This window comes from Streptomyces sp. NPDC001822, from assembly GCF_042892135.1.
Lineage (GTDB): Bacteria > Actinomycetota > Actinomycetes > Streptomycetales > Streptomycetaceae > Streptomyces.
In genome coordinates, this window is the sequence record NZ_JBIATW010000003.1 from 231548 (window position 1) to 257789 (window position 26242).

25 protein-coding genes and 4 pseudogenes are annotated in these 26242 nt (G+C 69.5%); 16 read left to right on the plus strand and 13 right to left on the minus strand.

The annotated features are described in order from the left end of the window. Window positions 1-90 precede the first annotated feature (90 nt). Window positions 91-552, minus strand: a complete 462-nt coding sequence (locus ACFYY2_RS09070; protein WP_388739150.1) for an ATP-binding protein — start codon at window positions 550-552, stop codon at window positions 91-93. Between the two features lie 203 nt (window positions 553-755). Between ACFYY2_RS09070 and ACFYY2_RS09075 the strand changes: the two genes are divergently transcribed. Further along, complete coding sequence (locus ACFYY2_RS09075; protein WP_388739153.1) at window positions 756-1370, plus strand: hypothetical protein; 615 nt, start codon at window positions 756-758, stop codon at window positions 1368-1370. 160 nt (window positions 1371-1530) lie between these two features. Here ACFYY2_RS09075 and ACFYY2_RS09080 read toward each other — a convergent pair whose 3' ends face one another. Then, window positions 1531-2175, minus strand: coding sequence for a dihydrofolate reductase family protein (locus tag ACFYY2_RS09080; RefSeq protein WP_388739156.1), 645 nt, complete (start codon window positions 2173-2175; stop codon window positions 1531-1533). Between the two features lie 439 nt (window positions 2176-2614). Between ACFYY2_RS09080 and ACFYY2_RS09085 the strand changes: the two genes are divergently transcribed. Then, window positions 2615-5623, plus strand: coding sequence for a family 16 glycoside hydrolase (locus ACFYY2_RS09085; RefSeq protein ID WP_388739159.1), 3009 nt, complete (start codon window positions 2615-2617; stop codon window positions 5621-5623). 109 nt (window positions 5624-5732) lie between these two features. Here ACFYY2_RS09085 and ACFYY2_RS09090 read toward each other — a convergent pair whose 3' ends face one another. Together ACFYY2_RS09090 and ACFYY2_RS09095 are read right to left on the minus strand one after the other, a co-directional pair. After that, the gene (locus tag ACFYY2_RS09090; RefSeq protein WP_388739162.1) at window positions 5733-6542 is read right to left on the minus strand and encodes a hypothetical protein; all 810 of its coding nucleotides are present in this window, start codon (window positions 6540-6542) and stop codon (window positions 5733-5735) included. Window positions 6543-7207: 665 nt separating this feature from the next. Then, window positions 7208-7696 carry an MSMEG_6728 family protein gene (locus ACFYY2_RS09095; RefSeq protein ID WP_388739164.1) on the minus strand — a complete coding sequence of 163 codons (489 nt, stop codon included), beginning with the start codon at window positions 7694-7696 and terminating at the stop codon, window positions 7208-7210. 243 nt (window positions 7697-7939) lie between these two features. Between ACFYY2_RS09095 and ACFYY2_RS09100 the strand changes: the two genes are divergently transcribed. The 7 genes and pseudogenes from ACFYY2_RS09100 to ACFYY2_RS09130 all read left to right on the plus strand — a co-directional run. Beyond that, on the plus strand, window positions 7940-9049 hold the full coding sequence (locus ACFYY2_RS09100) for an AI-2E family transporter (RefSeq protein ID WP_388739167.1): 1110 nt from the start codon (window positions 7940-7942) through the stop codon (window positions 9047-9049). Between the two features lie 220 nt (window positions 9050-9269). Further along, on the plus strand, window positions 9270-9584 hold the full coding sequence (gene mihF / locus ACFYY2_RS09105) for an integration host factor, actinobacterial type (protein WP_388739170.1): 315 nt from the start codon (window positions 9270-9272) through the stop codon (window positions 9582-9584). Between the two features lie 527 nt (window positions 9585-10111). Further along, the gene (locus ACFYY2_RS09110; protein WP_388739173.1) at window positions 10112-10465 is read left to right on the plus strand and encodes a PRC-barrel domain-containing protein; all 354 of its coding nucleotides are present in this window, start codon (window positions 10112-10114) and stop codon (window positions 10463-10465) included. A gap of 137 nt (window positions 10466-10602) precedes the next feature. Continuing rightward, entirely contained in the window at window positions 10603-11337 is a 735-nt protein-coding gene (locus ACFYY2_RS09115) for a hypothetical protein (protein WP_388739176.1), read from the plus strand. 61 nt (window positions 11338-11398) lie between these two features. Next, window positions 11399-11650 carry a hypothetical protein gene (locus ACFYY2_RS09120; RefSeq protein ID WP_388739178.1) on the plus strand — a complete coding sequence of 84 codons (252 nt, stop codon included), beginning with the start codon at window positions 11399-11401 and terminating at the stop codon, window positions 11648-11650. Between the two features lie 144 nt (window positions 11651-11794). Beyond that, on the plus strand, window positions 11795-12073 hold the full coding sequence (locus ACFYY2_RS09125) for a hypothetical protein (protein ID WP_388739180.1): 279 nt from the start codon (window positions 11795-11797) through the stop codon (window positions 12071-12073). A 237-nt stretch (window positions 12074-12310) separates the two neighbouring features. Further along, a pseudogene (locus tag ACFYY2_RS09130) lies at window positions 12311-12617 on the plus strand (transposase domain-containing protein); the annotation flags it as partial. Window positions 12618-12620: 3 nt separating this feature from the next. On the opposite strand, the pseudogene ACFYY2_RS09135 reads toward ACFYY2_RS09130, so the two are convergent. The 4 genes and pseudogenes from ACFYY2_RS09135 to ACFYY2_RS09150 form a co-directional block, all read right to left on the minus strand. Further along, window positions 12621-13438 (minus strand): annotated as a pseudogene (locus ACFYY2_RS09135) (IS3 family transposase). 328 nt (window positions 13439-13766) lie between these two features. Beyond that, window positions 13767-15218 (minus strand): aldehyde dehydrogenase, encoded by a 1452-nt coding sequence (locus ACFYY2_RS09140; RefSeq protein WP_388739183.1) that lies wholly within the window; start codon window positions 15216-15218, stop codon window positions 13767-13769. A 227-nt stretch (window positions 15219-15445) separates the two neighbouring features. Continuing rightward, window positions 15446-16330: an SDR family NAD(P)-dependent oxidoreductase gene (locus ACFYY2_RS09145; RefSeq protein ID WP_388739186.1), complete on the minus strand. Its 885-nt coding sequence runs from the start codon at window positions 16328-16330 to the stop codon at window positions 15446-15448. Between the two features lie 116 nt (window positions 16331-16446). Beyond that, window positions 16447-17286 carry an oxidoreductase gene (locus ACFYY2_RS09150; protein ID WP_388739189.1) on the minus strand — a complete coding sequence of 280 codons (840 nt, stop codon included), beginning with the start codon at window positions 17284-17286 and terminating at the stop codon, window positions 16447-16449. Window positions 17287-17453: 167 nt separating this feature from the next. Here ACFYY2_RS09150 and ACFYY2_RS09155 point away from each other — a divergent pair, with 167 nt between their 5' ends. Further along, entirely contained in the window at window positions 17454-17999 is a 546-nt protein-coding gene (locus tag ACFYY2_RS09155) for a TetR/AcrR family transcriptional regulator (RefSeq protein WP_388739191.1), read from the plus strand. Window positions 18000-18047: 48 nt separating this feature from the next. Here ACFYY2_RS09155 and ACFYY2_RS09160 read toward each other — a convergent pair. Next, window positions 18048-18940 (minus strand): annotated as a pseudogene (locus ACFYY2_RS09160) (cation:proton antiporter); the annotation flags it as partial. 56 nt (window positions 18941-18996) lie between these two features. After that, a complete protein-coding gene (locus ACFYY2_RS09165) occupies window positions 18997-19410 on the minus strand; it encodes an SRPBCC family protein (RefSeq protein WP_388739193.1) in 414 nt (137 codons plus the stop codon). A 417-nt stretch (window positions 19411-19827) separates the two neighbouring features. Here ACFYY2_RS09165 and ACFYY2_RS09170 point away from each other — a divergent pair, with 417 nt between their 5' ends. Next, window positions 19828-20214 carry a hypothetical protein gene (locus ACFYY2_RS09170; protein ID WP_388739196.1) on the plus strand — a complete coding sequence of 129 codons (387 nt, stop codon included), beginning with the start codon at window positions 19828-19830 and terminating at the stop codon, window positions 20212-20214. 138 nt (window positions 20215-20352) lie between these two features. Here ACFYY2_RS09170 and ACFYY2_RS09175 read toward each other — a convergent pair whose 3' ends face one another. Further along, window positions 20353-20742, minus strand: coding sequence for a hypothetical protein (locus ACFYY2_RS09175; protein ID WP_388739199.1), 390 nt, complete (start codon window positions 20740-20742; stop codon window positions 20353-20355). A gap of 357 nt (window positions 20743-21099) precedes the next feature. On the opposite strand from ACFYY2_RS09175, the gene ACFYY2_RS09180 reads away from it, so the two are divergent. Next, on the plus strand, window positions 21100-21453 hold the full coding sequence (locus ACFYY2_RS09180; protein ID WP_388739202.1) for a TraR/DksA family transcriptional regulator: 354 nt from the start codon (window positions 21100-21102) through the stop codon (window positions 21451-21453). A gap of 149 nt (window positions 21454-21602) precedes the next feature. On the opposite strand, the gene ACFYY2_RS09185 is transcribed toward ACFYY2_RS09180, so the two are convergent. Further along, window positions 21603-21824, minus strand: a complete 222-nt coding sequence (locus ACFYY2_RS09185; protein WP_388739205.1) for a hypothetical protein — start codon at window positions 21822-21824, stop codon at window positions 21603-21605. Between the two features lie 175 nt (window positions 21825-21999). On the opposite strand from ACFYY2_RS09185, the gene ACFYY2_RS09190 reads away from it, so the two are divergent. Continuing rightward, window positions 22000-22548 carry a GNAT family N-acetyltransferase gene (locus ACFYY2_RS09190; protein WP_388739208.1) on the plus strand — a complete coding sequence of 183 codons (549 nt, stop codon included), beginning with the start codon at window positions 22000-22002 and terminating at the stop codon, window positions 22546-22548. Between the two features lie 37 nt (window positions 22549-22585). On the opposite strand, the gene ACFYY2_RS09195 is transcribed toward ACFYY2_RS09190, so the two are convergent. Further along, a complete protein-coding gene (locus ACFYY2_RS09195; protein ID WP_388739211.1) occupies window positions 22586-23407 on the minus strand; it encodes a thioesterase II family protein in 822 nt (273 codons plus the stop codon). A gap of 241 nt (window positions 23408-23648) precedes the next feature. Between ACFYY2_RS09195 and ACFYY2_RS09200 the strand changes: the two genes are divergently transcribed. From ACFYY2_RS09200 to ACFYY2_RS09210, 3 genes and pseudogenes are all read left to right on the plus strand, one after another. After that, entirely contained in the window at window positions 23649-24500 is an 852-nt protein-coding gene (locus ACFYY2_RS09200; RefSeq protein WP_388739214.1) for an endonuclease/exonuclease/phosphatase family protein, read from the plus strand. A 163-nt stretch (window positions 24501-24663) separates the two neighbouring features. Continuing rightward, window positions 24664-25461 (plus strand): annotated as a pseudogene (locus ACFYY2_RS09205) (alpha/beta fold hydrolase); the annotation flags it as partial. 188 nt (window positions 25462-25649) lie between these two features. Further along, complete coding sequence (locus ACFYY2_RS09210) at window positions 25650-25937, plus strand: hypothetical protein (protein WP_388739215.1); 288 nt, start codon at window positions 25650-25652, stop codon at window positions 25935-25937. The last annotated feature ends 305 nt before the right edge of the window (window positions 25938-26242 follow it).

Below are 26242 nucleotides of genomic sequence, written 5' to 3' on the forward strand. Positions count from 1 at the left end.
CCGGCATCGCAGCCAGGGTGTTTCAGCCACCGCACCCGGCGGACCCGCTGCCGCCTCTCCTTGCCAGGGCGACTGCCCGGCCCGGTCCTCCTACAGGCCTTCGAGCAGGGAGATCTGCACGCGGATGCGTTTGCCCACTGGTTCCCGGCGGATCTCGAAGCTCTGGCACACGGCGAGGACGATCTCCAGCCCGTGCTGTCCCGCGCGCGCAGGGTCGGCCTGCCGAGCCATGGGGAGGACGTCACCCGAGTCCCACATCGTGATACCCAGCATGTCGTCGATCACCTCGACGTCCAGAAGGCAGGGGCCGGGCGCGTATTTGCAGACGTTGGTCGCCAGCTCGCTCACGACCAGCTGCGCGACCTCCAGGGCTCGCGTCGGGACGGATACGCCGTGCGCGGATTCGGCATCCAGGAGAAAGTCGCGCACGAACGACCGTGCGCAGCCGATCTCCTCCGGACTCATGTCGTACGCGGTGCCGGCCGCGAGGCTGATCGCGTGGATCGCCCGGCTGCTGAGCACAGTCCTGCCACTGGTCGCAGGCTGTTCCATGTCATGTCCCCCGTCAGACCAGTCGCACCGTGCAACTGAGTCGCCACACGCGTGTACCCGCCTTCGGGCAGTGCACACCTCCGGACGGATCAGGCCCTCTGTGACCCGCCTCGCATCGACCGGTAAGGCGCGACAGACCTGCCTGTCCTAGCTCTCTGACAGTTTTCATTGTCGAAAGAACGCGAGACAGGTAATCTTGTCGCATGGTTGATGTGTCGCGTATTCCGACCCCCGACAAGAACGACGACGACTTCTGGGCGAGCGTCATGAACCTTGTGGAGCCCCCCTGGGTGGAGCCCGCCGCGGATGACGCGTTCGCCATGGACGATCATGTGCTGGACGCCGTCCGTGCGCTCGCCGAGCGGATCTCGACCCGGGCGCTGGCATACCGCGCCGCCGACAAGTCCTTCGATCCCGGGCTCATGGCCGCCCCCGATGTCCAACTGGCGCTCCTGCGGGCCCTGTACGAGGCCAAGCTGTCCGTCGAGCGGTTGGCGGAGAGTGCCGCCACCGTCGCCGGGCGGGGCGGGGCCAGCTACGTCCAGCTGGGGGCGGCCTGGGGTGGCATCAAGCGGCAGTCCGCTCGCCTCAAGTGGCCCCACGCGGTGGTCAAGAGGGCTGCGGGGGAGTCCATCCCGCTTCGCTATGCGGGAGGCGCCGCCGCCATCCACCACGATCCGAACGCCGATGCCTGGTGGTACACCGCCACCGCCTCCGACGGGCAGGAAGAGGAGTCCGCCGCAGTGCACGCCACGTCGACGGAGGCGATCGCCCGGGCCACGGAGTTCCTGCTGGTGCACGCCCAGCCCGCGCCCTGAGGGCCCGGTGGCTCGGGTGTGCGGCTCCTGGTCGTCCGGCGCGTCGGGGCCGGCCGCCGACCCGAGGGGTGACGTGCCGGCCCGAGGGGTGACGTGCGGCCCGTGTCCCGGGTCCGTCCCGGGCGGGCGGAAAGCTGTCCGCGCTGGCCCCGAGGAGCGCCTACCTGCGCCAGAAGAGGTGGTGCTTCACCCCGCTGGGGCTGGGGACGACGTCGAGGTGGAACCGGTTGAGCAGTTCGTCGGGTGACTCCCAGAGCTTCACTCCGGACCCGAGCTTCAACGGCGAGACGGTCACGTGCAGGGTGTCGACGAGGTCGGCGTCGAGGAACTCCCGGATGGTGGTGGCCCCGCCGCCGAGTCGGACGTCCTTGCCCTGCGCGGCCTCCCGTGCCTGTTCGAGGACTGCGGCGGGATCACCGTCGACGAAGTGGAACGTGGTGTCGGAGAGGGTGATCGAAGGCCGCTTGTAGTGGGTCATGACGAACACCGGGGTATGGAACGGGGGCTCGTCACCCCACCAGCCCTGCCACTCGTGGTCCTGCCAGGGCCCGCGCTGGGGGCCGAACTTGTTGCGGCCCATGATCTCGGCGCCGATGTTGCGGGGGTAGTCCCGCGTGAGGTAGTCGTCCAGGCCCCGGCTGCCGCCGGGTTCGGTGCGCATGGGCCAGCTCGCCGTGGCCCCGGCCCAGGAGAACAGCCTCTCCGGATCGACGTGACCGAACGGCCTCTCCAGGGTCTGGTCCTCACCGGCACCGATTCCGTCACTCGAGACGTTGAAGTTCTGGACTCTCAGCAGCTGAGGCACGTGTTCCTCCGGTGGTGTTGGCGACGGTGGTGTTGGCGACGGTGGTGAGACTGGCCGGGACGGGGAAACTCATCGCTGTGTCCGGACCGGTTCGGAACCGGTACCCGGGCCCCCGCCTGCGAGGTAGGGCCGGCTCCTGTGACCGGGGTGTCTGTCCTCATGTCCGCATCACATCCACATCCGCATCTGCGTCCGCGTCCACATGCACGTCCATGCCGTGTCCCCTGGCCGTGTCCGGAGTCCGGCGGGCGCCGGGCGCGAACCGGGTCGCGCCTTGAGGAGTGGCTTCCGAGGAGCATCGCCGACTTTGAACTCACAGATGACAAAGTATGGACTTCTCCAGCGGAAGTCCCCTAGCGTGACGGCGCAACCACAGGCGTTTTGCTATCTCGCGGATTCGTTCAGCCCGACCGGAGTGCCACCCCCTTCTGGAGGACCGATGCATCCACGGCTGTTCCAACGTGCCCGAATACAGCTCACCACCCTGCTCGTAGGAAGCTTTCTCGCGGGAGGCGTCTGGGCCGCCTCGCCGTCCGCCGCCGCGCCCGACGAGATCCCGCCCCAGGAACCGGGCGTCACCCTGCGCGTCTTCGACACCCAGGTCCCGCTCAGCAAGCTGTGCACGCTCAAGCCCGGTCAGACGCCCAACTACGACAAGCTGATGCCCGACGTGAACTGGTCGACGGTGGGCGACTTCGGCGGCTACGCCGACAACTTCGTTGCCGAGGCCTCCGGTTACCTCGTCGTCCCCGCCGACGGCACCTACACCTTCCGCCTCACCAGCGACGACGGATCGCGTCTCACGATCGACGACCAGGAAGTCATCGACCACGACGGTCTCCACGGTGCCGAGCCGAAGGACGGGTCCGTCCAACTCCAGGCGGGCTCGCACCCGTTCCGCGTCGACTACTTCGAGAGGGGCGGCGATCAGCAGCTGACGCTCGCCTGGAAGCCGCCGGGCAGGGACGACTTCGGTGTCATTCCGCGGGAGGCTCTCAGCACGGATGCCGGAGTCGTCCGCGTCACGGCGCCGGGACGCAAGGAATGCGAGTCGGGTGCCGACAGCCCGGGTGACGGCCTGCCGCTCGTGGATGTCCGCCCCGACCTCGACCTCACCGACCTGCGGCCGGACGGTTTCGAGCCGCAGGTCACCGGCATGGACTGGCTGCCGGACGGGCGCCTCGCCCTGTCCACCTGGGGTGGCTCCGAGGCGGTCAAGGGCGAGGTGTACCTCCTCGACCACGTCACGGGTGACACCAGCCGCGACAAGGTGACGGTGACGAAAGTCGCCGAGGGCCTGCGCGAGCCCATGGGCATCAAGTACGTCGACGGTTCGCTCTATGTCTCGCAGAAGCACGAGCTGACGCAACTCGTCGACGAGGACGGTGACTTCGTCACCGACGACTACCGCACGGTGGCCACCTGGCCGTACGGCGGCAACTTCCACGAGTTCGCCTTCGGGCTGCTCTACCGGGACGGCTACTTCTACGTGAACCTGTCCGTCGCGATCAACTACGGCGGCGCGACGACCACCCCGCAGCCGGCGCCGGGCCGGGGCACGACGTACAAGGTGAGCAAGAAGACCGGCAAGATCAAGGCGGTTGCAGGCGGCCTGCGGACTCCGAACGGGATCGGCTGGGGCCCCGGCAACGACATCTTCACCACCGACAACCAGGGAGGCTGGCTGCCGGCCTCGAAGCTTGTGCACATCAAGCAGGACCGCTTCTTCAACCACTACACCGAGCCCTCCGGTCCCTTCGACAACCGTGCCGTCAACCAGCCGGTGCTCTGGCTGCCGCAGAACGAGATCGGCAACTCCCCGAGCACGCCGCTGCACCTGACGAAGGGGCGCTTCGCCGGGCAGATGCTCATCGGGGACGTCACCTACGGCGGGCTGCAGCGCGCTTACCTGGAGAAGGTGAAGGGGGAGTACCAGGGAGCGGTGTTCCGCTACACCCAGGGACTCGAAGCCGGTGTCAACCGCATCACCATGGGGCCCGACGGCGCGATCTACGCGGGCGGTCTCGGGGCCGACGGCAACTGGGGACAGGAAGGGAAGCTGAAGTTCGGCCTGCAGAAGCTCACGCCCAACGGGGGCAACACGTTCGACGTCCAGGAGATGCGCGCCGTGCCCGGTGGCTTCGACCTGGAATACACCCAGCCGCTGTCCGAGGCCACGGCCGCTGAGCTGGCGGGCCGTTATCAGGCCGAACAGTGGCGCTACACGCCGACGGCCGACTACGGCGGCCCGAAGATCGCGGAGGAGCAGCTCGGCATCACCTCGGCAACCCTCGCCGAGGACGGCCGGACCGTGCGCCTGCGGCTCGACGGGCTCAAGCCCGGCCGCGTCGTGCACCTCCGCTCGCCGCGCCCCTTCGCCTCGGCGTCCGGGGAGAAGCTCTGGAGCACGGAGGCCTGGTACACGCTGAACGCCCTGCCGGGCAAGCAGCCGCCGCCGGCCACCCTGTACGAGGCCGAGGAGGCCCGGCTCACCGGTACGGCCGGCATCAACACCGACCACCCCGGCTTCTCGGGCAGCGGGTTCGTCGACCGCTACAACACGGAGAACAAGGGTGCCACCACCTTCGACGTCACCGTGCCCAAGGTCGGCGACTACGACGTGAACCTGCGCTACTCCAACGGTCCCAATCCCTACCAGGGCACCAAGTTGCTCTCCCTCTACGTCAACGGAAAGAAGCTGAAGCAGACGAAACTCGCCTCGACCGGCACCTGGGACGCCTGGTCGACGCAGACCGAGCGGATCCGCCTGCACGCGGGACCCAACACCCTCTCGTACCGCTTCGACACCGGTGACGCGGGCCATGTGAACCTCGACCTGATCACCGTGCGTGCCCACGGAGCGCCCGTCCCCCTCTTCGACGGCACCGCCGCTTCCCAGGAGCAGTGGCAGCACACGGACGGCCGGAAGGTCGAGTGGCCGCTGGCAGCCGAGGGAGCCATGGAGGTGTGCTGCGGGGACATCCGCACCAAGGACGCCTACCAGGACTTCAGGCTGCAACTGGAATTCCGGGTCCCGCTGCTGCCGGACGACGTGACCGGCCAGAACCGCGGCAACAGCGGCATCTACCTCCAGGACCGGTACGAGTTGCAGGTCCTCGACTCGTTCGGTGACACCACCCTCGACAACAACGAGGCCGGGGCCATCTACCAGAAGAAGGCGCCGGACATCAACGCGGCCACCGCACCGGAGACGTGGCAGAAGTACGACGTCACGTTCCGCGCCGCCCGCTTCGACGACAACGGCCGCAAGACCGCCGACGCGAGGGTCACGGTCGTGTGGAACGGCAAGAAGGTCCACGACGACGTCGCGATCGACGGACCGACCGGTGCCGGTATCCCCGAGGGGGCCTCGGCCGGAGCGATCCGGCTCCAGGACCACGGCAACAAGGTGCGCTTCCGTAACATCCGCATCGAACCGCTCGGCTGAGACCCGGCGCGGCAACCGACGCGGGGCACCTGTGGAAGCAGGTGCCCCGCACCGCTCTTCCCGCGCTCACCCCGGCCGGCCGAGTGGGCCGCCGGGGTGAGCGCCGGCGTCAGCCCGGCGGAGCCTCCGTCGCACTCCATGCGGACGACAGACCCGTGAGCCACGCCGGTGGCAGCTCGGCGTGCTCCCACTCCGCGCGCAACGCGGACGGAGTGACGGTGAGGCGCTCCAGTACGGCGATGCTGGTGGGGGAGTGGAGGAGGGAGTAGCGGCCGTGAAGAGTGATGTGGCTGTTCGGCCCGTATCGCGCGTACAACCGGGCCAGCCGCTCCCGCTCGGTGCCGGCGAACTGCTCCAGCTGTCCGGCGTACCCGACACGGCCCACGACGCTCATGGTGCCGAGCACCGCGGTGAGGACTTCGTCCGACACCTCCGGGTCGAGGTCCGAGCTGCCGCTGAAGGTGAGATAGACGGGTGCCACGGCGACCTTGGCGCGTTCCACGTCCACCTTCCCCACGGGGTGGTGGCTTTGCGACGCGTTCTCCTCGGCTCCGGTCGCGGCCGGGCCGATGGCCCGCTCCAGGGCACGCTCGCCGATGCCGACGAGGACGTCGGCGGCCGCACGGGCGCCGGCGTGCCAGCCCCTGCCGTACGGCTCCCCGCTGTCACCCGGGGCGGCGTCGGCCCTGGAGAGTTCGCTGTGCGCGTCCGCGATCGCCCCGGCCTGCACGAGCGCGATGAGCTCCTCGGCCTCGCTCCGGGGGACACCCGCGCGGCCCAGGAGCTCGAAGAGGGTCTCCTTCGCATTCACGACGCTGGCGGAGTCCAGCGGGTACGGGCCCGCATCGGCGGTGTCGATCGTGTCCTCCTCGTCTGCCCGGTCCGCTGCCGGAGCGGGACGTAGCGCCTGTGCCCGCACCGGCCGTGCTCCGGCCGTGCGACGCCTCGCGGGCGACGGACGCCGCCCTTGTCCCCAAGTCTCCACGACGCGCCCGCCGACGCGGCACCCGGACACACACCCGGGCCCCTCGGTCGCAGTGGAACGACGGCGACGGCCGGCCGAGTGGTCAGGGCCGCCGGTCACGCCGAGCAGAAAGAGGTCGGCGAAGACACCTTGTGCGGCCTCGACCGCGGTCGCGCCGCAGGCCACCGCCGAGTGCTTCCCGCCGGGGGAGACACCGTGACGGGAGGGATAGCGACGACGGCGGGCGAGAAGGACGGCGTACGCCGCCTACGGCGGTGTGCCCCCGCGCCCCCGGATCGTTCGCGCGGAGCCGCGCGCGACCGGGGCGGGCGGCGCGAGGGTCGACGCTCACCCCTGGCCGCGCGAATGGGCTGTACCCGGTGCAACGCGCGGGCGGCGCCGCCGAGTCCGCGCGACTGGTCGCGGTCCGCCCGGTGGATGTCAGCCGTTGACAGGTGGAAACGGGATGAAGACATCTATACCAGCAACTTTCGTTCACGGGCATCACGCACGGGGCTCTCTCCCGGCGCCTGCCCGCGCAGCCGCTGTTCAAGGGCTCCCGTCGGCCACGGCCCTCCCGTGCCCGATGTCCGATGCGGGGATACGCCCGCCACTCCGAGTCAGAGCAGGCCGGGCCCGGCTTCCGGATCGCGGTCCGACTTCGGCCACACGTACGGCAAGTCGTCCTCCACGTCCGGGAAGCGCCTGCGGTAGTAGGCCGGATCCTTGCGGAGCAGTGCCGACTGGTGGCTGCGGTGGAAGTCCAGCCGCCCGAGCCAGTCGGGGAGGTCTCCGTCCGCCCCGAGCGTGGCCTGGGGGCGGACCGTCGCGCCCGGCTTCCAGGCCGTGAAGTCGTGGAGCAGGGTGACCGCACAGGTGTCGGCGTGCCCGTCCTGTGTCCACACCTCGCAGATGTCCAACCCGTACCGGACCAGGGCCTCCTCGTGGCCCGCCCACATGCGGACCGCGGGGTGTCTGCGCCATCCGTAACCCGGCACGGTCAGGCCTCGGAGCACCTGCATGGCCTCGACGCGCTGCTTGCCCAGCCTCTTGGGGTCCAGGGCGACGGCGGATGCCGTGAAGTCCGGGAACGGAAGAAAGGTCTGCATGCGCCGTGTGTACCCGTGCGGGCGCGCGTCGCGCCCCGGATGCGGTGGGCGCATGACATTTCACCGATCCGTGTGCCGGGCATCCGGCCGGAGCGTGCGATTCGGCCCCCATGGGCAGGCGTGCTGCGCCGGGGGACTGGGAACGGTGGCCGGCAGAGGCTCTCCGCCGGGCGGCGCCCGCGTCCGCGCTCCCCGATCCGGGCCCGGTCCGAAGGTGTGGGCCGGGCGAATAGGGTGACCCGCATGTCTGACACGTTGAGCTCGACCAAGACCCGCGCGGCTCTCCGCGTCTCGGCGCGGGTCTCCGGAGAGATGCTGGTGGTCCTTGTCATGGCCGCGGCGGCAGTGTGGCTGCTGGGCCGCATGTGGTCGGTCGTCTGGCCGCTGATAGTCGCTCTGTTGCTCACCACGCTGACGTGGCCCGTCACGCGCCACCTGCGTCGGCGCGGGTGGCCACCGGCCCTCGCGGCCTCCATGGTGACGGTGGTGTTCCTCCTGGTGGCCGCGGGGGTCGCGGCGCTCATCGCGGTGCCGGTGGCCTCGCAGTCCGGTGAACTCGCCGACGGCGTGGTCGAAGGCATCCAACGGCTGAGGGAGTGGGCCTCCGGGCCTCCGCTGAACATCGGCGACGATCAGATCACCGGCGCGTTCGATTCGGCGACGAGTCGCATCCAGGACAGCATCGGAAGCATGGTCACCACCGTCGTCACCGGGGTGAGTACCGTGGTCAACGGTGTGGTGACCGCCGTCCTGGCGGTCTTCCTGATGTTCTTCATGCTCAAGGACGGCCCCCGCTTCCTCCCCTGGCTCGCCCGTCAGCTGCCCGGGCGGCTCGCCGCGGACGTGCCGGCCGTCGCGGCACGCGGCTGGGCGACCCTGGGTGAATTCGTCCGCTCCCAGGCATACGTCGGTCTGCTCGACGCGGTTCTCATCGGCCTCGGCCTGTGGATCGTCGGGGTGCCGCTCGTGCTCCCCCTGGCGGTGCTCACCTTCGTCTCCGCGTTCGTGCCGATCGTGGGTGCGCTGTTCGCGGGCTTCGTCGCGGTGCTCATCGCCCTGGTGTCGAACGGACTGACCGACGCCCTGATCGTGCTGGCGGTCATCGTGGTGGTGCAGCAGCTGGAGGGCAACGTGTTCCAGCCCATGATCCAGAGCCGGGGACTCGGCCTGCACGCCGCGGTGGTCCTGCTGGCGGTGACGTTGGGCGGAAGCCTGGCCGGCATCGTGGGCAGCCTGCTCGCCGTGCCCGTCGCCGCACTGATCGCCGTCGTCTGGAACTACCTGCGCGAGCAGCTCGCCGAGCCGGCGCAGGACCCGGAGGTCCAGGCCTCACCGGCCGGCTCTTCGGCGTAGGGTGCGCGGCCACTGAGCACGCGCGCGTTCCCGGTCCCTGCGGCGGCCGGGAACGCGCGCGGTCGTCCTCGGGGAGCGGCCGGTGAGGGCGATGTCGCGGCGTGAATCGACACGGGGTCATATCGGGGCCGTACACGGGCACTAGCAGAAGCACCAGGTCCGACGGTGCGACGTGACGAGCCGTCGTGTCCGACCCGACACGAAGAGGGGAAACCACGCCGTGACTCTGCCCCATCTGACAGCCGAGGCCCGCAGGAGTGCGCTGAAGAGGGCCATCGCCGTACGCCAGGAGCGTGCCGAGCTCCTGGCCGAGCTCAAGGCAGGCAGGATCTCCCTCCAGGACGTGTTCAGACGCGACGACCCGGTCGTGGCCAGGACATCCGTCCGACGCCTCCTGGAATCACTTCCCCGCATCGGCAAGATCCGGGCAGGACAGATCCTCCGGGAGTACGGAATCTCCGAGACGCGTCGCGTCCGGGGTCTCGGCGAGCACCAGAAGAACCGTCTCCTGACGCTTTTTCCCGCTCAGGGCTGACCGGTACGCCGACGGGGGCAGCGCGCAACCGTCTGCGCACCGCGCGAATACCACGGGTGACCCTCGATCACCGTTCATCCGCTTGCGCGCTCGACGATTCGCCCGGAACGGACTGCGGGGGAGGCGGGTGAGAATCCGCTGACGGCACAGGCGGACCGGACTCCAGGAGCGCAGTACTTGGGGCGGGCCGCGACGCACATGGTCGCGGCCCGCTCCCGTGTGTCCGCCGCTCGGGGACTTCGTCGGCCCCGAGGCAAGGAAAACGCGCGATGAAAGCGCTGGCGGTCGTATTTCGGGGCACCCGGAACATGAGACCGGCCGCCGTCTCCGGAAATGCGCGCCCTCGCTATTTCCGCATCGGGCGGCATTTATTCAGTGTGCGATGTGTGAGGCTCCGAACCGAGGGCACGCGGATTCCTGAGAGTGAATCGCCGGTTTCCTTCGCGGTCGCTCGATCCGATTCCACCGATGAAGCGATGGGCAATCGAGAAATCGGTGGACATTCGAATTCCCATAGGGAGCACCTTATGACCGACAACATCTGGGGTTACCAGCCGACCGCCGGTCACACCGCCGGCGACGACCTGATCGGCTACAAGGTCGAAGCCACCGACGGCACCATCGGCAAGGTCGACAAGCACTCCGACGAGGTGAACTCCGCCTACCTCGTGGTCGACACCGGAGTCTGGATCTTCGGGAAGCACGTGCTGCTCCCCGCGGGCACCGTGCGTACCGTGGACCAGGCCGAGCGGAAGGTCTTCGTCGACCTCACCAAGGACCAGATCAAGGACTCACCCGAGTTCGACAAGGACAAGCACGTCGGCGACGCCGGGTACCACGACCGGGTCGGCGGCTACTACACGGGCCACCGCCGCGTCTGACCGCACAGTGCTGCCCGGAAAGGGGCCGGCCGAAGTCTCTTCGGCCGGCCCCTTTCCGGTTTCCGGCCTCATTTTGAGGTAACCCGCCCTCGTGGCCCTCGGCAGGGCCGGCCGGCTACCCAGGGAGGGGTTCCTCGATGAATGCGAAGACTGCGACCGTCATGGCCGCGGCACTGTGCGCGGGCGCGGCGGCCATCACGGGATGCGGCGACGAGGGGGGTGCTGAGCGGGCGTTCGACGGGAAGAGCGCGGACCGGATCGCCGCGGACGCCGTGCGGGCCACCCAGGGAGCGCAGTCCTTGCGGGTGAAGGGCATCAGCCGCCAGTCGGGCGGGGACGAGGTCGCAGTGGACTTCCGGGTCGACCTGCAGGACCACTGCAGAGGGTCCTTGGAGGGTCGGCACGCGCAGGCGGACATCGTCCGGGCCGGGCGCGACCTCTACGTGAAGGGTGACCGTGCCTTCTGGGAGAACTCCCTGCGAGGCCGCCCGGGCACGGACAGAGTCATGCGCGAGCTGCAGGGGAAATGGATGAAGTCACCGGCGGGGCGTGCCGGTGCCCAGGGCATGTGCGACAAGCAGTCGTTCCTCGCCGCCCTGGACAGTGACACATCCGAACGCACAGGCATGACCAGGGGCGCCGTGACCACTGTCGGAGGCAAGCGGGCCCTGACGCTGGAGAAGAGGCAGCGAGACGGCGAGAAGGTCACCATGTACGTGGCCACGGACGGCGAGCCGTACATCCTCAAGACGGTCACCGAGGGTGGGGAGGAGCCGGGGGAAGCCGTGTTCAGCGACTACAACCAGAAGGTCGACGCCCAGGAGCCGCCCGTCGACGACATCGTCGACCCGGCGGTCCTGGAGAAGGGGTGACGTCCGGCCGGGTCGGCCCACCACCGAGTTTCGGTCGGCGGGACCCGGGCACGCGGCCCTCATGGACAAAAGCGAAGAGCTTGTGGAGACACGCGGCAATGAGCACCACATGGTTCTGGCGGCCGACGCCAACGGCGACGGCAAGCCCGACGTCTGGATGACGGACACCACCGGCGACGGCAAGCCCGACCTGTATCAGTTCGACACCACCGGCGACGGCGAGGTCGACGTCACGATGGTCGAGCGTTCCGCCGAGGCGGGCGAGGACCGCGTCGTCGTCGAGGGCGACGGCGGCCACCCCGTGGAGGGCTGAGCGCGCACCCGTCGGAGCGCCTTCGTCATCGGTGTCCGGGACTCTCCGGGAGTCCCGGACACTTCTGCGACCGCCCGGCGACGACAATCCTCCGGGCTCCGCAACTCCGTGTCTGGCGAGTCCCGTTCAGGGTAGACGGCGCACATGGCATCGATGAAGCGTCTGGCCCTCGCCCCCCGTGCACTGCGACAGTTGCGGCGCGTGCGCTCCGTCTACCTGGTGGGTGCTTCGCTCTCCCTGCTGGGTCTGCTCACCCAGGGGCGGGCCGGAGCGGCGAGCGGCGGACAACTGGAGATCGCGGGGCTCCTCCTGGTGGTGTTCACCCTGCTGCTCGTGGTGACACTGGTGCAACTCCGGCGACACCGGCGCAGGGTGCACTGCAGCACCGCGCAGAAGCTCACGCCGTCCGCTCTGCGGAACTGACGCACGCCCTTCCGGGAGCGTCAGTACGCCGGGAACGCCGCATCGCGGCGCGGCATCGGTCAACGCCGTACGCCGGCAGTCGTCAGCAGTCGTTTCACGGTGTGCCGCGATTGGTCCACGGGCCACCGGAGCCGAAGATCACCTTGCACGGTCTTCGGCAACACCGTTGCATTTGGCCCCTGAGCTGTACGTCAAGCCCTTCTGAACAGCGCAACGGGACCACCTGATAGATCAACGATCGGCGAAGAAAGTCGATCAAGGTCAGGGGTCCCGTTGCAGCAGAAGTCTGTCATCACGTCGACGATCGAGACAGCCCGGGGTGTGTTCGCGCCGGGTCATCTGGGGGGAGTCGACCCAGATCGTGGACTTCGCGCTGGTGGACGCGATGCTGGAGGAGACCGGTCGGCGCGAGAAGCGTCTGCGGTTGCTGCCTTCGCGGGTGGTGGTGTACTTCGTGCTCGCTCTCGCGCTGTTCGAGCAGTGTTCGTACCGCACTGTGTGGTCCAAGCTGACCGCAGCCCTGACGCCTGGGTGTGGACACAGGGGCTCATGCCGCGATTGAGAGTTTAGCTGCTCGCAGATGCTGCTGTTCGAACTCCACCGGTGAGAGGTAGTTGAGGGCACTGTGGCGTCTGCGGGCGTTGTCGTAGGTCAACCACTGGAAGATTTCCAGCCTCGCCTGACGCATCGTCGAGAACAGCCTCTGGTGAATCGTCTCCCTCTTGAGTCCCTGCCAGACGACTCGGCGAGGGCGTTGTGGCAACTCGACCCCACGCGGCCCATGCTCCTGCGGATCCCGAAGCCGTCGCAGACCTGTGCGAACGCGGCAGCGGTGTAATGCGAGCCCCTGTCGGCATGAAAGATCACGCCGTCCACGTGGCCGCCGCGGGCCGCCACCGCCATCTTGAGGGCTTCGATGACCAGCTCGGCCCGCATGTGCGTGGCCGTCGAGTAGCCGAGCACCCGGCGTGAGCAGATGTCCAGGACGCAGGCGAGATACAGCCACGACCCGCCGACCTGAAACATACGTGATGTCACCGCACCACTTCTCGTCCAGCTGCCCGGCGGAGAAGTCACGTTGGACGAGGTCCGGGGCAGGGGGTGCGAAGCGGTCCGGAACCGTGGTGCGTCTACGGCCCGCAGATGGAGGCCCTCCAGCCCGTGCTCGCGCATGAGCCGCTCGACGCGCTTACGGTTCCCGCGGCCCGCCTGCTCATCGGCCTCGCGTACCCAACTGCGCAGCGTCTCGCCGGTTACCCCAACATCCGCCGCCACCGCCGCATACGTGCGCTTCCCACCCGCCGCGCGATACAGCGCGACGGCATCGTTCCTGAACTCCGCCGGATACGGAGACTTCCGTCCCACCAGGACACTCTTCCTCGGATCTGCAAGATCCATTGTCAGAGTGTCCACACCACCGGGGTCGCCTCACGGCCTCGCCGCCACCCTCTGCTGCTACAAACGGCTCGTCCGCGTCACCACATAGGACACGGTCTTAGGGCGGCGGCGGTATGGCCCGCGTTGCGGGTACTTGGGGAGGAGACCCACGGCGGGCTCATGCCGGCCACTGGTCTCGGCCACTGGGTGCAGTAGTGGTGCAGGCGGGGGCACGGGCTGTGGGGAGAGGCCGGTTGGACCGGCGCTGAGGTGGGACGGGCCCCGTGTGCTTGAGGGCCGTCCCGATGGAGCGTGACTACCGGGTGCGGGTGATCGACTTGTGCTCGACGTAGCCGGTCAGGCCGACCTTGCCGTACTCACGGCCGAGACCGCTCGCCTTGTATCCGCCGAAAGGTCCGTCGAAGCTGATTGGTGATCCGTTCAGCGTGACCGTGCCGGTGCGCAGGCGTCGGGCGATGTCCAGGGCGCGGTCGGGATCAGAAGTCCAGATGCCGCCGGACAGTCCGTACTCGGAGTCGTTGGCGATGCGGACAGCGTCGTCCTCGTCGTCGTAGGCGATGACGACCAGAACCGGGCCGAAGATCTCCTCCTGCGCGATGCGCATGCTGTTGTCGACGTCGGCGAAGACGGTCGGGGTGACGTAGTTGCCCTTTTCGAGCCCCTTGGGGACCTGCGGTCCGCCGGTCACCAGCCGCGCGCCATCCTCGATGCCGATGTTGATGTAGTCGATGACACGCTGCTGCTGGTCGCGGCGGATCATCGGGCCGATGAAGGTGTCGGGTGCGGCGGGGTCGCCGACCTTCAGTGACTCGACCATGTCCTTGACGGCTGCCACGACCTCTTCGTAGCGGCTGCGGGGGGCCAGGATGCGGGTCTGCAAGATGCATGCCTCACCGTTGTTACCGAGCGAGCCGAATCGTAGACCTTGCATCGCGGCGGTGAGGTCCGCGTCGTCCAGGATCAGGGCAGCGGACTTGCCGCCCAGTTCCAGGCCTACGCGCTTGAGCTGCTCACCTGCGATGGACGCGATTCGCCGGCCGGCTCGCGTCGAGCCGGTGAAGGAGATCTTGTCCACCCCGGCGTGCGAGACGAGGTACTCACTGGTCTCACGGTCCGCCGGAAGGACACTGAGCACGCCCTGGGGCAGGCCGGCTTCGTGCCAGAGGTCCGCCAGCAAGGCCATACTCAGCGAGTTCTCCGGGGAGACCTTCAACACGACGGTGTTGCCGGCCAGGAGAGCCGGGATCAGCTTGGCAGTGGCCGCGGAGAAAGGCGAGTTCCAGGGGATCACTGCGGCAACCACGCCGATCGCCTCGCGGCGCACGATGGTGTCAAAGGCCACCGACGGGTCGGAGGGTGCGACGAGCTCTTCCCAGCCGAACTCCTCAGCTGCCTTGAGGTAGGCATTGACCTGGCGGGTCAGGAAGGGCTGCCCGACCTTGGTGAACCAGCCGGCGGAACCGTTTTCCGCGGAGATGGCCGCAGAAATTTCGTCTGCGCGGGCGGTACGCAGGGCGTCGTAGCGGCGGACGACCTCCTGGCGTTCCTCCGGCGTGGTGTGGGGCCACGGGCCGTGGTCGAAGGCGGCGCGGGCCGCGACGACAGCCTTGTCAACGTCGGCCGGTGCGGCCTGCGCCACACGGCCGAGGACCGATTGGTCGTGGGGGGAGAGGATCTCGAGGGTCAAGCCTGGGTCACTGGGAGCGATCCAGGAACCACCGATGTACAGCTTGTTACGCACAGTCATGTCTGTCGTTCCTTCGCGTGCATAAGGGGGGAGGAGATGGGGAGATCAGGGCATACGCGCGCTGATGGGTCTCGATCGGGTCTTGTGCGACGTGCTGCGGAGGCAAGCCGGACCGGCTCTGGGGCCTGCTGTAACGGCGCGTCGAAGGTCGCAGTGGTGGTGGTGCCAGCCGTTCTGCGGGAGCGAATGCCGTTGGGCGGCACGCCTGGCTGGCAGTCCAGCTGTGGTCAGTTCCTCGTGGGCGGGCGGACCATTCGGGCGACTGCTGAGTCGGCGAAGTCTCCGAGTCCGTCGCGGTCGGTGGAGGCGCTGACCTCGCGCCAGGCGGCGTCCTCGGCGGCGCGTGCCTCGGCGATCTGCGGGGCGAGCCAGGCAGCGTCGGAGCCCAGCAGCAGCCGCGTCGGAGGCGCCGGCTCCTCGGTAAGGCGCAGGATCACGGCGGCCATCTTGACCGGGTCACCACGCTGCACGTCAGGGTTGTTGTTGTAGGTGCGGGCGAAGACGCCGACTGTTTCCTCGTACTCCTCGTGGATGTCCGGCACGGGCATGGGGGCTGCTGCCCAGGGGGTTCGGATGCCGCCCGGTTCCAGGAGTGTGACGCGGATCCCGACGGGGGCGACCTCACGCGCGAGGATCTCGGTAAATCCGCCCAGTGCCCACTTCGACGACTGGTAGGCGCCTAGACCGGGCTGGTTGCGGCGGCCGCCGATGGTGGAGAGGTTGATGATGCTGCCCGAACGACGCGGGCGCATCACCGGAAGTACGGCGCGCACCGTGTTGACGGCGCCGAAGAAGTTGACGTTCACATCGCTGTGAAACTCATCCTCGGACATGTCCTCGATGGAGCCGACGCTTCGGGCGCCGGCGCTGTTCACGAGGACGTCGATGGCGCCGAACTCGGCAACCGCGTGGGCGACGGCGCCACGGGCGGAGGCCGGATCGGTAACGTCCATGGCGCGTATACGCAGTCGCTCGCGGTGCTCGTCGGGGACGGGCACGGCGTCGGGTGACAGGTCAGTTGCCATCACGTTGTGGCCGGCGGCGAGCGCCGCCTCGACAATGCGGCCGCCTAGGCCCCCCGCGGCACCGGCTATCAGAAAGGTCTTGCTCACTGCTTCTCACCTCTGCAGGAATCGGTGGTCTGCTCGAGGGGCGGACCGTTGCTGGGGTCGATGCGGCGGGCACGGCGCGGGTTTCGACCGGCGCGCGCCCTTTGCCCGCGGCGCTCTCAGGCAGAGGGGTAGTCCGTGGAACGGCTGACCTCGGCCCACTTGTTGGCCTCGGCGAGGCGGCCTTCTTCCGAGGCGATGGCGATGCCAAGGGCGTCGCTGCCGAGTAGCAGGCGGCGCGGGGGCTCCTCGGCGTCCACGGCTCCGATGATCGCGCGGGCCATGCGGTCAGGGTCACCGGGCTCGTTGCCGGCGTACTCCGCGAACCGGGCCAGCCACTGACCCACGGTCTCCTCGTAGTCAGGGGTGATGGGGCCCGAAGGCTCCGCAGCACCCGCGGCCCAGCCGGTACGGATGCCACCCGGCTCGACAATGGTGACCTCGATCCCGAACGGTGCCACCTCGTTCGCCAGGGCTTCGGAGAATCCCTCGACGGCAAACTTGGCGGTCTGGTAGGCGCTCAGCCCCGGCGTTCCGCCCACGCGTCCGCCGATGGAAGAGATCTGCACGATGTGTCCGGACCGCTGGCGGCGCATGACCGGCAGGACAGCCCTGGTCACGTTGACCACGCCGTACAGGTTGACGTCGATCTGCGCGCGGAACTCGTCCTCGGGGAAGTCCTCGATCGAGCCGCTGGTTGCGTAGCCGGCGTTGTTCACCACGACGTCCACGGAACCGAACCGGTCTACCGCAGTGGCCACAACGTCCCGGGACTGGGACGCGGAGGTGACGTCCAGCACCACCGTCTGAAGGTGTTCGGGGTTCTCGGCCTTCAGAGAAGCCGGCGTCTCAGGCTTGCGGGAGGTCACCACGACGTTGTCGCCGGCCTCCAGGGCCGCGAGCACGAGAGACTTGCCCAGGCCCTGCGAACCCCCAGTGATCAGCCAAGTCCGTGCCATTGAATGTTCCTCGTTTCGTCTCGTTCAGCACCTCGAGTAGGTCAGCAACTTAACCGTAGATGAAACGGACACAAATGCAACAGCAGAGATGCAGAACAGTAGCGTGTTGCATCTCACGGTGGGACGATATCGATTTAAGTGACCCGAAGGGATAGGATCGCCGGACCATGAGAGCTGACGCCGCACGCAATCTGACCGCGGTCCTCCATGCCGGAGCTCGGCTCCTGGCCGAGGACCCGGGCACCTCCATGTCGGCCATCGCCGCCGCCGCCGGAGTCGACCGAACCACCGTCCACCGGCGCTTCGCGAACCGTGAAGCCCTGCTCAGCGCCGTCTTCCAGGCCAAGCTCGATTCCTCCGAGCGTGTCCTGGATGAGGCCCGCCTAGTGGAGGCACCCCTGCCGGTCGCCCTCCACCGCTACCTGGAGGGGATCATCCCCGTCAGTCGCGAATGGCCTCTCGACACTCGCCGCTTGATGCAGAACGATCCCTCTGCCCGTACCCGTCGGCTGGAGCAGAGCGCACGCCTCGACTCCTTCATCCGCCGCGCGCTGGACGAGGGATACCTGCGCGCCGACGTCGAGGCGGTCTGGGCGCGGAGCCTTCTCGACCAGCTCGTCGACACTGTCGCCCACCGGTTCCCCGACCTGGACCCTCCGCAGGCGGCGGACCTCGTCGCCTCCACACTCCTGAACGGCCTCGGCACGGCCTGACCCCCCTGAGCGGAACGAAGACGCCTCGCCACACCAGGCCGAGACGTACCCGATGCCCCGAATGCCGAAGAACGCCGTCACCAGACGCTCCTTGCACGCCCCCGCTCCTCGCAGCAGCGCGAGCCAGGCGGTCAGCGGCCGGATCAGCAGGTGGAGCAGCAGACCGGTAGCGGCACCCTGCCACGTGAGGTGGGTCAGCGCGCCCGTCGCGATGAAGGCCCCCGTCGCGAACAGGAGCACCGTCATCAGCAGCCTCTCTATCTGCTCGATGAACTCGTGCAGGACCTGGTGGTAGTCGTGACCCCGCTCGCACCTGCGCAGGGTGCACGCGGCGGCAAAGACGGCGAGGAAGCCGTAACCGTGGAGCGATTCGGCGAGGCCGTACGAGGTGAGGGTCGCCGCGAGAGCCACGAATCCCTCACCGTGCTCGGCGAGCCGAAGCGGTGCCGCGCCGGCGTGGAAGAGGACGCGTCCGAGAAGCAGTCCCGTGCCGACCCCCACGGCCACGCCCATCACGAGTCGTACGAGCACGTCGCTCCAGGCCCACTGCACGATCCAGTCCGCCGACCAGGTCCGGCCCGAGGCTCCCACCGCGAGGGCGGCGAGGACGAACGGGAAAGCGAGCCCGTCGTTGAGCCCCGCCTCGCTCGTGAGGGCGAAGCGCACCTCGTCCTCGTCATCGGTCGGCTCACCCACGCGTACCTCGGAGGCGAGCACGGGGTCGGTCGGTGCCAGCACCGCCGCGACGAGGAGGGCGACATACGGCGGCCAACCAGCAGCCACCAGGCGGCGAGAGCGGTGACGGCGATGGTGAGCGGCATCGCGATGCCGAGCAGACGCCAGGCGGTGACCCAGGGCCGACGGCCGAAGGGCCTGTTGATCGCGAGTCCCGCGCCCATCAGCGAGGCGATGACGCAGAGTTCGGTCGGGTGCTCCACCCAGGTCCCGTGCCTCGTCGCCCGGACGACTCCCCCCGGGGTGGTGTCCGGCACTCCGGTCAGCCGGCCACGTTGTCGATGCGAAGCCGCACCTGCTCCTCCAGCCGTTCGAGACTGCCGTCGAGCGCGGCGTGGACGGCCTGCTCCCCGGGGTCGTGACTCCCGTCGGTGAACGACAGGTGGACGGTCACCTCGCTGACTCCGGAGCCGGTATCGGTGACCTGGAGCCAACCCGTGTAGCCCCCCTCGTCACGTGAGCCCCATTCGAGCCTCATCCGCTCGGAGTGGACGTGCAGGATGGCGGGGACGTCCCGGTGCGTCGCGCCTTCCTGCACGGTGACGGACGGCAGTTCGCCCGTCTCCAGGTTCAGACCCTGTGGCAGCCAGGCGTTCAGCTCGTCCACGTCGGCAGCCTGGTCGAAGGTGTGCTCGGGCAGGGCGGGCATCGTCCGCGCCCGTTCGTACTCGGTCATCGCGTCAGTGTCCACCGGCTGGACGCACACGGCCCACACCATGCCCGGTGCCCGCCGAAACCAGGGCTTCGGCAGGCCGGATTCCACCCGTTCGCCCGAGCACAACCTCCTGGGGTCCCGGCGCACGGCGATCCGCCGGCGCGTCACGGTGCACCCCTGGTCATACGCCAGTCCTCGGCCGACTGGGCGTCGCACTTTCCGAGACATCGCGTGCGACCGTACGCCACCCGGTTCCGGACGGTGTCCGGGGCGGCGGTCCGGCGACCGACCTTGTGCTCCAGCACTCCGGGGTGCAGGCGCCGCCCCCGCAACTGCGCTTGCGGGGGCGGTACATGGGGGCGCCTCACGGTGCGGGCGGCGGCTGCGCTTAACTGTGACCTTCCGTTCACACCCGAAAACCCTGGAGGTGATCCCGCGGTGAAGTCATGGTTCTCGCGTGCCGCGTTGGCAGGCGGCGCGGCGTTCGCGTTGGTGATGGGAACATCCGGTTCCGCCAGTGCGGCCGACATCACGCTGTTCCTGTCCGACATCGACGGCCATTCACTCGGCACGATGACGCACCTGGATCCGGACCCCGACACGTTCAGGGTCTGCGACACGCGCGCCGACGGGCACGGCGTGACGGGAAAGCTGTACGTCTACATCGGCGGCTGGCAGCTCAAGGAGACGAAGGCGGACGGCGGTGACGCCGGTTGCGGGTACTTCGACTACAACGTCGTCCCCTACGCGGCCAAGTACCTGATGAAGATCTGCTGGAACGGTCCCGGCGAGATCTGCGCCAAGAGGGAATTCACCGAGGACTGACCGCCCCGGCGTCGCGTTCGTCCCGGGCGCGCGGAGCTCGAATGGGCTGCCGGGTGCCCGGGGCCGGCTGCCGTGGGGGACGGGCACGCGGTGTGCGGCGGCCGCGTCGTACGGCCTCGGACGGCCCGGGGCCGGGAACTACCGCACGGCTGCGGAACGACCCGCTGCTCGGGCCCACAGGTACAGGGGGATCTGCAGGGGGAGCCGCCCGAAGGCCAGTGCTCGCGCCGGTGCCGGACGGTCGCGCCAGTCGTACGCCATCTGCACGTTGGCGGGGAAGACGCCGACGAAGAAGAGTGCGGTCGCCCGGGCGCTGAGACTCCGGGTGCGGGGCACGGCGAGCCCCGCCGCCAGCGTCAGCTCCACGACGCCGCTGACCCTGGTCCAGACCCTGGGGCTGCCGGGGAGGGCGCGCGGCACGATCGAGTCGAACGGCCGCGGGACGGCGAAGTGCGCGACCCCGGCCGCGGCCAGGACGCCTGCGAGCGCGAGGGGTGAACCGGTGGTGCGGCGGACGACGCGTGCCATGGGGGACTCCTGGGGCTGGGTCGGCGGTCCGGGTCCCAAAGGCTACCCCGCGGTAAGGAGTGCTCTGGGCGGCATCCGTGCCCCGTCTCCGCGCCCTTCCGTCAGGACGGTCCCGGTCTCCGGCCGCGGGTGGTGGCGCGTACGGCGCATCACGACCCCGAGGCGGAGGCGGAGGCGGCGCAGCGGCGAAGGGTGTGCCATCAGGCGTCGTACGGGCGCCTCGTCGACGTATGACCGCACCGCCGTCCTTGCCCGAGGCTGACCGGTGAATCATCCCGAAACGCCCGGAATATTCTCACCGAATGCTGAGTTGTCCGTGGGATGAGTGATTCGTCGAGCCTCGGATCCCCCTCACCGATGGGTCCCGAGCACGTGCGTGCCCGTCTGGCGGCCGAGCGTGCTGACACGCTTGGGCGCATCGCCTCCCTGAGCCGCGAGTACGACGGGATCGTGGAGGCGAACGCCCTGGTGGCCATCGATGACGAGCATGACCCGGAGGGGGCGAACACGGCCTTCGAGCGTTCCCACATCGCGTCGCTGCGGACACAGGCCCTCAGTCACCTGGACGATCTGGACCGGGCGGCGCAGCGGCTGGACGAGGGCGTGTACGGGCTGTGCGAGGACTGCTGCGGGCCGATCCCCGAAGAACGCCTGCTGGTACGCCCGGCGGCGAGCACCTGCGTACGCTGCGCCGCGTCCGGTCGCCGCTGACCGGGCGGCTCGCGCGTCGCACCTGACTTCGGACCGGGCGGGTTTCCGGGGCCGATGGCCGACCGTTCGTGGCCGAGGCGACACACATCGCCCCCGGACCTGCCCGGCGGGCGACACCGCCGGGTCCCGCGAGGGCGCCGGCCCGGCGTCTACGCGGCGGCCCATTCGTGCGGCCTGCCGCCGCGCCACCTGACCCACGCGGGGTCGTCGAGCAACAGGTCGGGGTCCTCGATCCCCGCACGGCGCAGGAACTCGACGACATCGCGGTCGCTGTACGCGATGCCGAGGATGTGGGTGTCGGCGGAACTCCGCACGGAAACGCGGCGGCCGCCGTCCGGGCTCAGGTGGTGAACGGTGACGGGCGGGTTCATCCATCCACGGTGCCTCCGGGAGCGGGCCGTGCGCCACCGCTGGGCCGGGGCACCTCGGGCGACCCACCCGCGATCCGCCGGGCCGGGTGTGATCAGACGACGAAAACGATGCGCGCCCGCCGCGTCGCCCCGGATATCCTTCGGCGTCCTGTACAGGCCAGGAAGGGTCCCCAGCATGAGCAGCATCACGTCGTCCCTGCCCGAACGGCTCGAACTCCAGGGTGAGGGTCTCCTTCTCCGCGACTGGTCGGAGGGGGACCTGACGGCGATGCCCGCGCTATTCGACGACCCGGACACCGCGTACTGGACCCCGATCGTCTCCCCCTTCGACGACACCGCGGCCCGCAATCGCCTTGGGCGGGCGCGGCAGCTGCGCGAGGAGGGCACGACGATCCTCCTCGCCATCACCGTCGACGGCGGGGCCCCGCTCGGCGAGGTGATGCTGCGTCGCGCCCCCGAGGGAACGGAGATCGGGTACACGGTCGGTCCCGCACACCGCGGTCAAGGGCTCGCGGCACGGGCGGTGCGCGTGATGGCCGCCTACGCCTTCGAGCAGCTGGGCGTGGATCAGGTCATCCTGGAACTGGAGGCCGACAACACCGCCAGCGTCGCCGTCGCCCGCAAGGCGGGCTTCGCACTGCTCGACCTGCCGCTGATCGAGGGCTCGGAGAAGGAACGGGCGTTCGTGCTGCAGACCTGGGGTCTGGACCGTCCCCGGCCCTGATCGGCGGGGAGTGCGCGGTGCGGTCAGTGGCTGCCGACTACGCGGGGGCGGGACCGGGTTCGGTTCCGCCCGACCGGCCTTCGGGGGCGCACGCCTCAGCCAGCGACGCGCGGACCCGCCGCAGGAGCTGCTCCTGCGCGCTGCGCAGGAAGAAGTGGTCGCCCGGCAACTCGTGGTGGCTGAAGGCGGCCGATGTGTGTTCTCCCCAGAGGCGCACCCGGGCGGCCGGCACATCCCGGTCCTCCGTTCCGGAGAAGGCGACCACCGGGCATGCGAGCGGGAGACCCGGACGGTAGGCGTACGTGTCGATGAGCTCGAAGTCCGCCCGGATCGTCGGCAGCAGGAGTTCCATGAGTTCCCTCTCCGCGAGGATCTCCTCGGAGATCCCGCCCAGTGAACGCATCCTGTCGATCACGACCGCGTCCTCCCGGTCGTGGACCCGGGGCCGTGCCTGTCGCGACTGCGGGGCGGGGCCGCCGGACACGAAGAGGACCTGTGGCCCGGTGATACCCCGACGGCGCAGCTCACGTGCCAGCTCGAACGCCACCAGCGATCCCATGCTGTGTCCGAAGAGGGCGTAGGGCAGACCGAGTTCGGGTTCGATCGCCGAGGCCAGGGCGTCGACCAGCGTCCCCATCCGGGTATAGGGCTGTTCGCCGAAACGTGACTGACGCCCGGGGAGTTCTATGCCGCAGACCTCCACCTCGCCGCCGAAGGAGGCGGGCCACCGGGCGTAGGCGGAGGCGGCGCCCCCGGCGTAAGGGAGACAGAAGAGCCGCACGGCCGGTGCGGTCCCGCGCTGCGGAGCGGTGATCCAGCCGTCGGCCCGTCGCGGTGGTGGCGTCGCGCTTCGATTCACGTGTGCGTCTTCCTCATCTGTCGGTACGCCTGGGCCGAAGCGTACGGCGCTGCTTCGTCGGACATACCCTGCACCCCGGCCGGTCAGTGGTCTCCGACCACACGGCCGCAGGTGCGTGCGAGCCGCAGGACGGGGACGGACGACATCTGGAGGGGAGACGGGCTTCACCCTGCGGTCACGGGCACGTCAGTGGGCCGCACCAAGATCGGCAGCGCTAGTGAATCCGAGCCAGGAGGCCCCCATGTTCCGCCGGACCCTGTCCGTTCTCGCCGCTGCCGTAGCTCTCGCCACCACCGGAGCGGTCGGCCAGGCCTCGGCCGCCGACGACGCCTCGGTCACCCGCGTCCCCGGGCCGCGCGTGCTGGACGTCATGTCCTTCAACATCCACCATGCCCAGGGCTCCGACGACGCGCTCGACCTCGAGAGGATCGCCTCCGTCGTCCGGCGGAGCGGCGCCGACGTGGTGGGTCTGCAGGAAGTCGACAACCACTACTCGGCACGCAGCGAGTGGGCCGACCAGCCCGCCGAACTCGCCGCGATGCTGGGCTACCACGTCGTGTTCGGTGCCAACATCGACAACGCCCCGCCGGCCACCGGCGGACATCGCGTCCAGTACGGAACCGCGATCCTGTCCCGGTACCCCATCACCGCGTCGGACAACACCTGGCTCTACAAGACGCCCGGCCAGGAGCAGCGCGGTCTGCTGCACGCCACCGTCGACGTCCGGGGCAAGAAGGTGGAGTTCTACAACACCCACCTGTCCGCCAGTTCGCAGACCGACCGCCTGCAGCAGACCGCGCAGGTCGTCGACCTGATCGGGACGAAGAAGCCCGGGATCCTCGTCGGCGACTTCAACGCCCTGCCGACCGCGCCGGAGTCGCAGCCGCTGCAGAAGGCCTACACCGACGCCTGGGCCACGTCCCTGCACGGGCGCGGCGACGGCGCCACGTACCCGGCCGAGGCCCCGACCGAGCGGATCGACGTCATCTACACGACCCGTGGCGTCACGCCCCTCGTCACACGTGTCGTGGGTGCCGAGCCGGCCGCCTCCGACCACCTGCCGCTGCTCAGCAAGGTGCTCGTCACGTCCTGACCGCTGACGGGGCTGTCCGTGAGTCCGCCGTCCGCCCACCGCACGCCTTCGTCCACCGCGTGTCGGGCGGGCGGGAGCGGCGGTGCCTCGGCCCCGCGTGGCGTCCGTCGTGGGCGCGGCGCAGACTGACTGGGTGAACGGAAGTCCGGAGAAGCCGCAGGCGCTGGGCGACTACGTGGACCTGCCCGGTGTCAGGACGTGGTACGAGACCGAGGGAGCCGGTGATCCGCTCCTCCTGCTGCACGGAGGGTTCTGCACCAACGAGACCTGGGGAGCGCAGCGCGCCGACCTTGCGGCCGCGTACCGGCTCTACCTTCCCGAGCGGCGCGCGCACGGCCACACCCCTGATGTCGCGGGGCCGCTCTCCTACCAGGCGATGGCCGACGACACGGTGGCCTTCCTGGAGACGGTCGTGGAGGGCCCGGCGCACCTGGTGGGCTGGAGCGACGGCGGTGTCGTCGCGCTGCTCGTGGCCATCGCGCGGCCCGACCTGGTCCGCAAGGTCGTGGCGATCGGGGCCAACGTCCGACCGGCCGCGGAGAGCTTCGCCGAACCGGCCATGCTCGACGCGATGACTCCCGATGGAGACGACCTCGGGTTCTTCCGGGAGATGTACGCGCCCGTCACGCCTGACGGCCCGGACCACTGGCCGGTGGTGGCGGCGAAGATGATCGACATGTGGCGCACCCAGCCGACGCTCACCGCCGACGACCTCGCCCGGATCGAGGCATCCGTCCTGGTCATGGTCGGCGACGACGACATGATGACTCTGGAGCACACGATCGCCCTCTACCGGGCGATCGCGGAGTCACAGCTGGCAGTGGTGCCCGGCGCCTCTCATCTGGTGCCGCTGGAGAAGCCGGCCCTGGTCAACCGGCTGATCCTGGACCATCTCGCCCAGGGCGGGGTGGAGACGATGCTGCCCATCAGGCGTGCGGTGCGACCGGGTGAGGCCGGAGGCCCGCGGGCTGACCGTGCGGACGCTTGTCGACGGCGCCCGAGCAGGCGTGCCGCCCTCTGCCGGGTTGCACGCCCGCGCGGGCCTGCAACCCGGCAGAGGGCGCGACTGCGTCGCGCCGGACGCAGCGGGTACGCGAGGGGCGACACCGGCCCGCGGAGGAGCGGCCGCGCATCGACAGGAGGCACGACATGACCGACCGCAGGCCCGCCGGAATCGCGTACACGGGGGCCGAGGCCAGCCCGCCGCCGGTCCCCGCCGACATGCCCGACCAGCAGGCCCAGGAGGGCGAGGACGCCCTCGACGTCATCCTCCCGCCGGGCATCGAGCGCCCCCGTGCGGAGACGGGTTCCGGGTCCGAGGCCGACGGCGGCGCTCCGGACACGGGCGACCCCGACGAGGCCGGCGCGGGCCGTGACACCGCCCGCAATGCCGGAGTGCACCCGGAGCAGCCGACTCCGGACGAGTCGACGGGCTGAATCCCCGCCACCGTCCGCTCCGGATGCCTGTCGGGCCGGAGTGGTCCGGGTCACTGTCCGGAGGGCGAAGAGGCTGGAACAACGCCGCGTGGTTGATGGTTCATCCGTATGTGGGTACGGAGGGGACAGTGTCCCCGGGCCTCACCTATAGCCCATGGAGACGATCGTTCGGCTGAAGCCCCATGGAGCCCTCCGCCGAGAGGCGACCACCCTCCGGACCCGCACCCCTCGTCCGCCCCGGCCGATCCGCCGGGGCTACGCCGTACGTTCGCACCGCAGGCGTTCGGGTGAGTGCGCACCCGGAA

Bases quoted from the DNA above. Each gene is read 5' to 3' on its own strand.
- ACFYY2_RS09140 (WP_388739183.1), bottom strand. From the start codon at position 15,218: ATGACTGTGCGTAACAAGCTGTACATCGGTGGTTCCTGGATCGCTCCC.
- ACFYY2_RS09115 (WP_388739176.1), top strand. From the start codon at position 10,603: ATGAATGCGAAGACTGCGACCGTCATGGCCGCGGCACTGTGCGCGGGC.
- ACFYY2_RS09175 (WP_388739199.1), bottom strand. From the start codon at position 20,742: ATGGCACGCGTCGTCCGCCGCACCACCGGTTCACCCCTCGCGCTCGCA.
- ACFYY2_RS09155 (WP_388739191.1), top strand. From the start codon at position 17,454: ATGAGAGCTGACGCCGCACGCAATCTGACCGCGGTCCTCCATGCCGGA.
- ACFYY2_RS09150 (WP_388739189.1), bottom strand. From the start codon at position 17,286: ATGGCACGGACTTGGCTGATCACTGGGGGTTCGCAGGGCCTGGGCAAG.
- ACFYY2_RS09180 (WP_388739202.1), top strand. From the start codon at position 21,100: ATGGGTCCCGAGCACGTGCGTGCCCGTCTGGCGGCCGAGCGTGCTGAC.
- ACFYY2_RS09165 (WP_388739193.1), bottom strand. From the start codon at position 19,410: ATGACCGAGTACGAACGGGCGCGGACGATGCCCGCCCTGCCCGAGCAC.
- ACFYY2_RS09190 (WP_388739208.1), top strand. From the start codon at position 22,000: ATGAGCAGCATCACGTCGTCCCTGCCCGAACGGCTCGAACTCCAGGGT.
- ACFYY2_RS09100 (WP_388739167.1), top strand. From the start codon at position 7,940: ATGTCTGACACGTTGAGCTCGACCAAGACCCGCGCGGCTCTCCGCGTC.
- ACFYY2_RS09085 (WP_388739159.1), top strand. From the start codon at position 2,615: ATGCATCCACGGCTGTTCCAACGTGCCCGAATACAGCTCACCACCCTG.
- ACFYY2_RS09075 (WP_388739153.1), top strand. From the start codon at position 756: ATGGTTGATGTGTCGCGTATTCCGACCCCCGACAAGAACGACGACGAC.
- ACFYY2_RS09125 (WP_388739180.1), top strand. From the start codon at position 11,795: ATGGCATCGATGAAGCGTCTGGCCCTCGCCCCCCGTGCACTGCGACAG.
- ACFYY2_RS09070 (WP_388739150.1), bottom strand. From the start codon at position 552: ATGGAACAGCCTGCGACCAGTGGCAGGACTGTGCTCAGCAGCCGGGCG.
- ACFYY2_RS09095 (WP_388739164.1), bottom strand. From the start codon at position 7,696: ATGCAGACCTTTCTTCCGTTCCCGGACTTCACGGCATCCGCCGTCGCC.
- ACFYY2_RS09200 (WP_388739214.1), top strand. From the start codon at position 23,649: ATGTTCCGCCGGACCCTGTCCGTTCTCGCCGCTGCCGTAGCTCTCGCC.
- ACFYY2_RS09120 (WP_388739178.1), top strand. From the start codon at position 11,399: ATGGACAAAAGCGAAGAGCTTGTGGAGACACGCGGCAATGAGCACCAC.
- ACFYY2_RS09185 (WP_388739205.1), bottom strand. From the start codon at position 21,824: ATGAACCCGCCCGTCACCGTTCACCACCTGAGCCCGGACGGCGGCCGC.
- ACFYY2_RS09110 (WP_388739173.1), top strand. From the start codon at position 10,112: ATGACCGACAACATCTGGGGTTACCAGCCGACCGCCGGTCACACCGCC.
- ACFYY2_RS09210 (WP_388739215.1), top strand. From the start codon at position 25,650: ATGACCGACCGCAGGCCCGCCGGAATCGCGTACACGGGGGCCGAGGCC.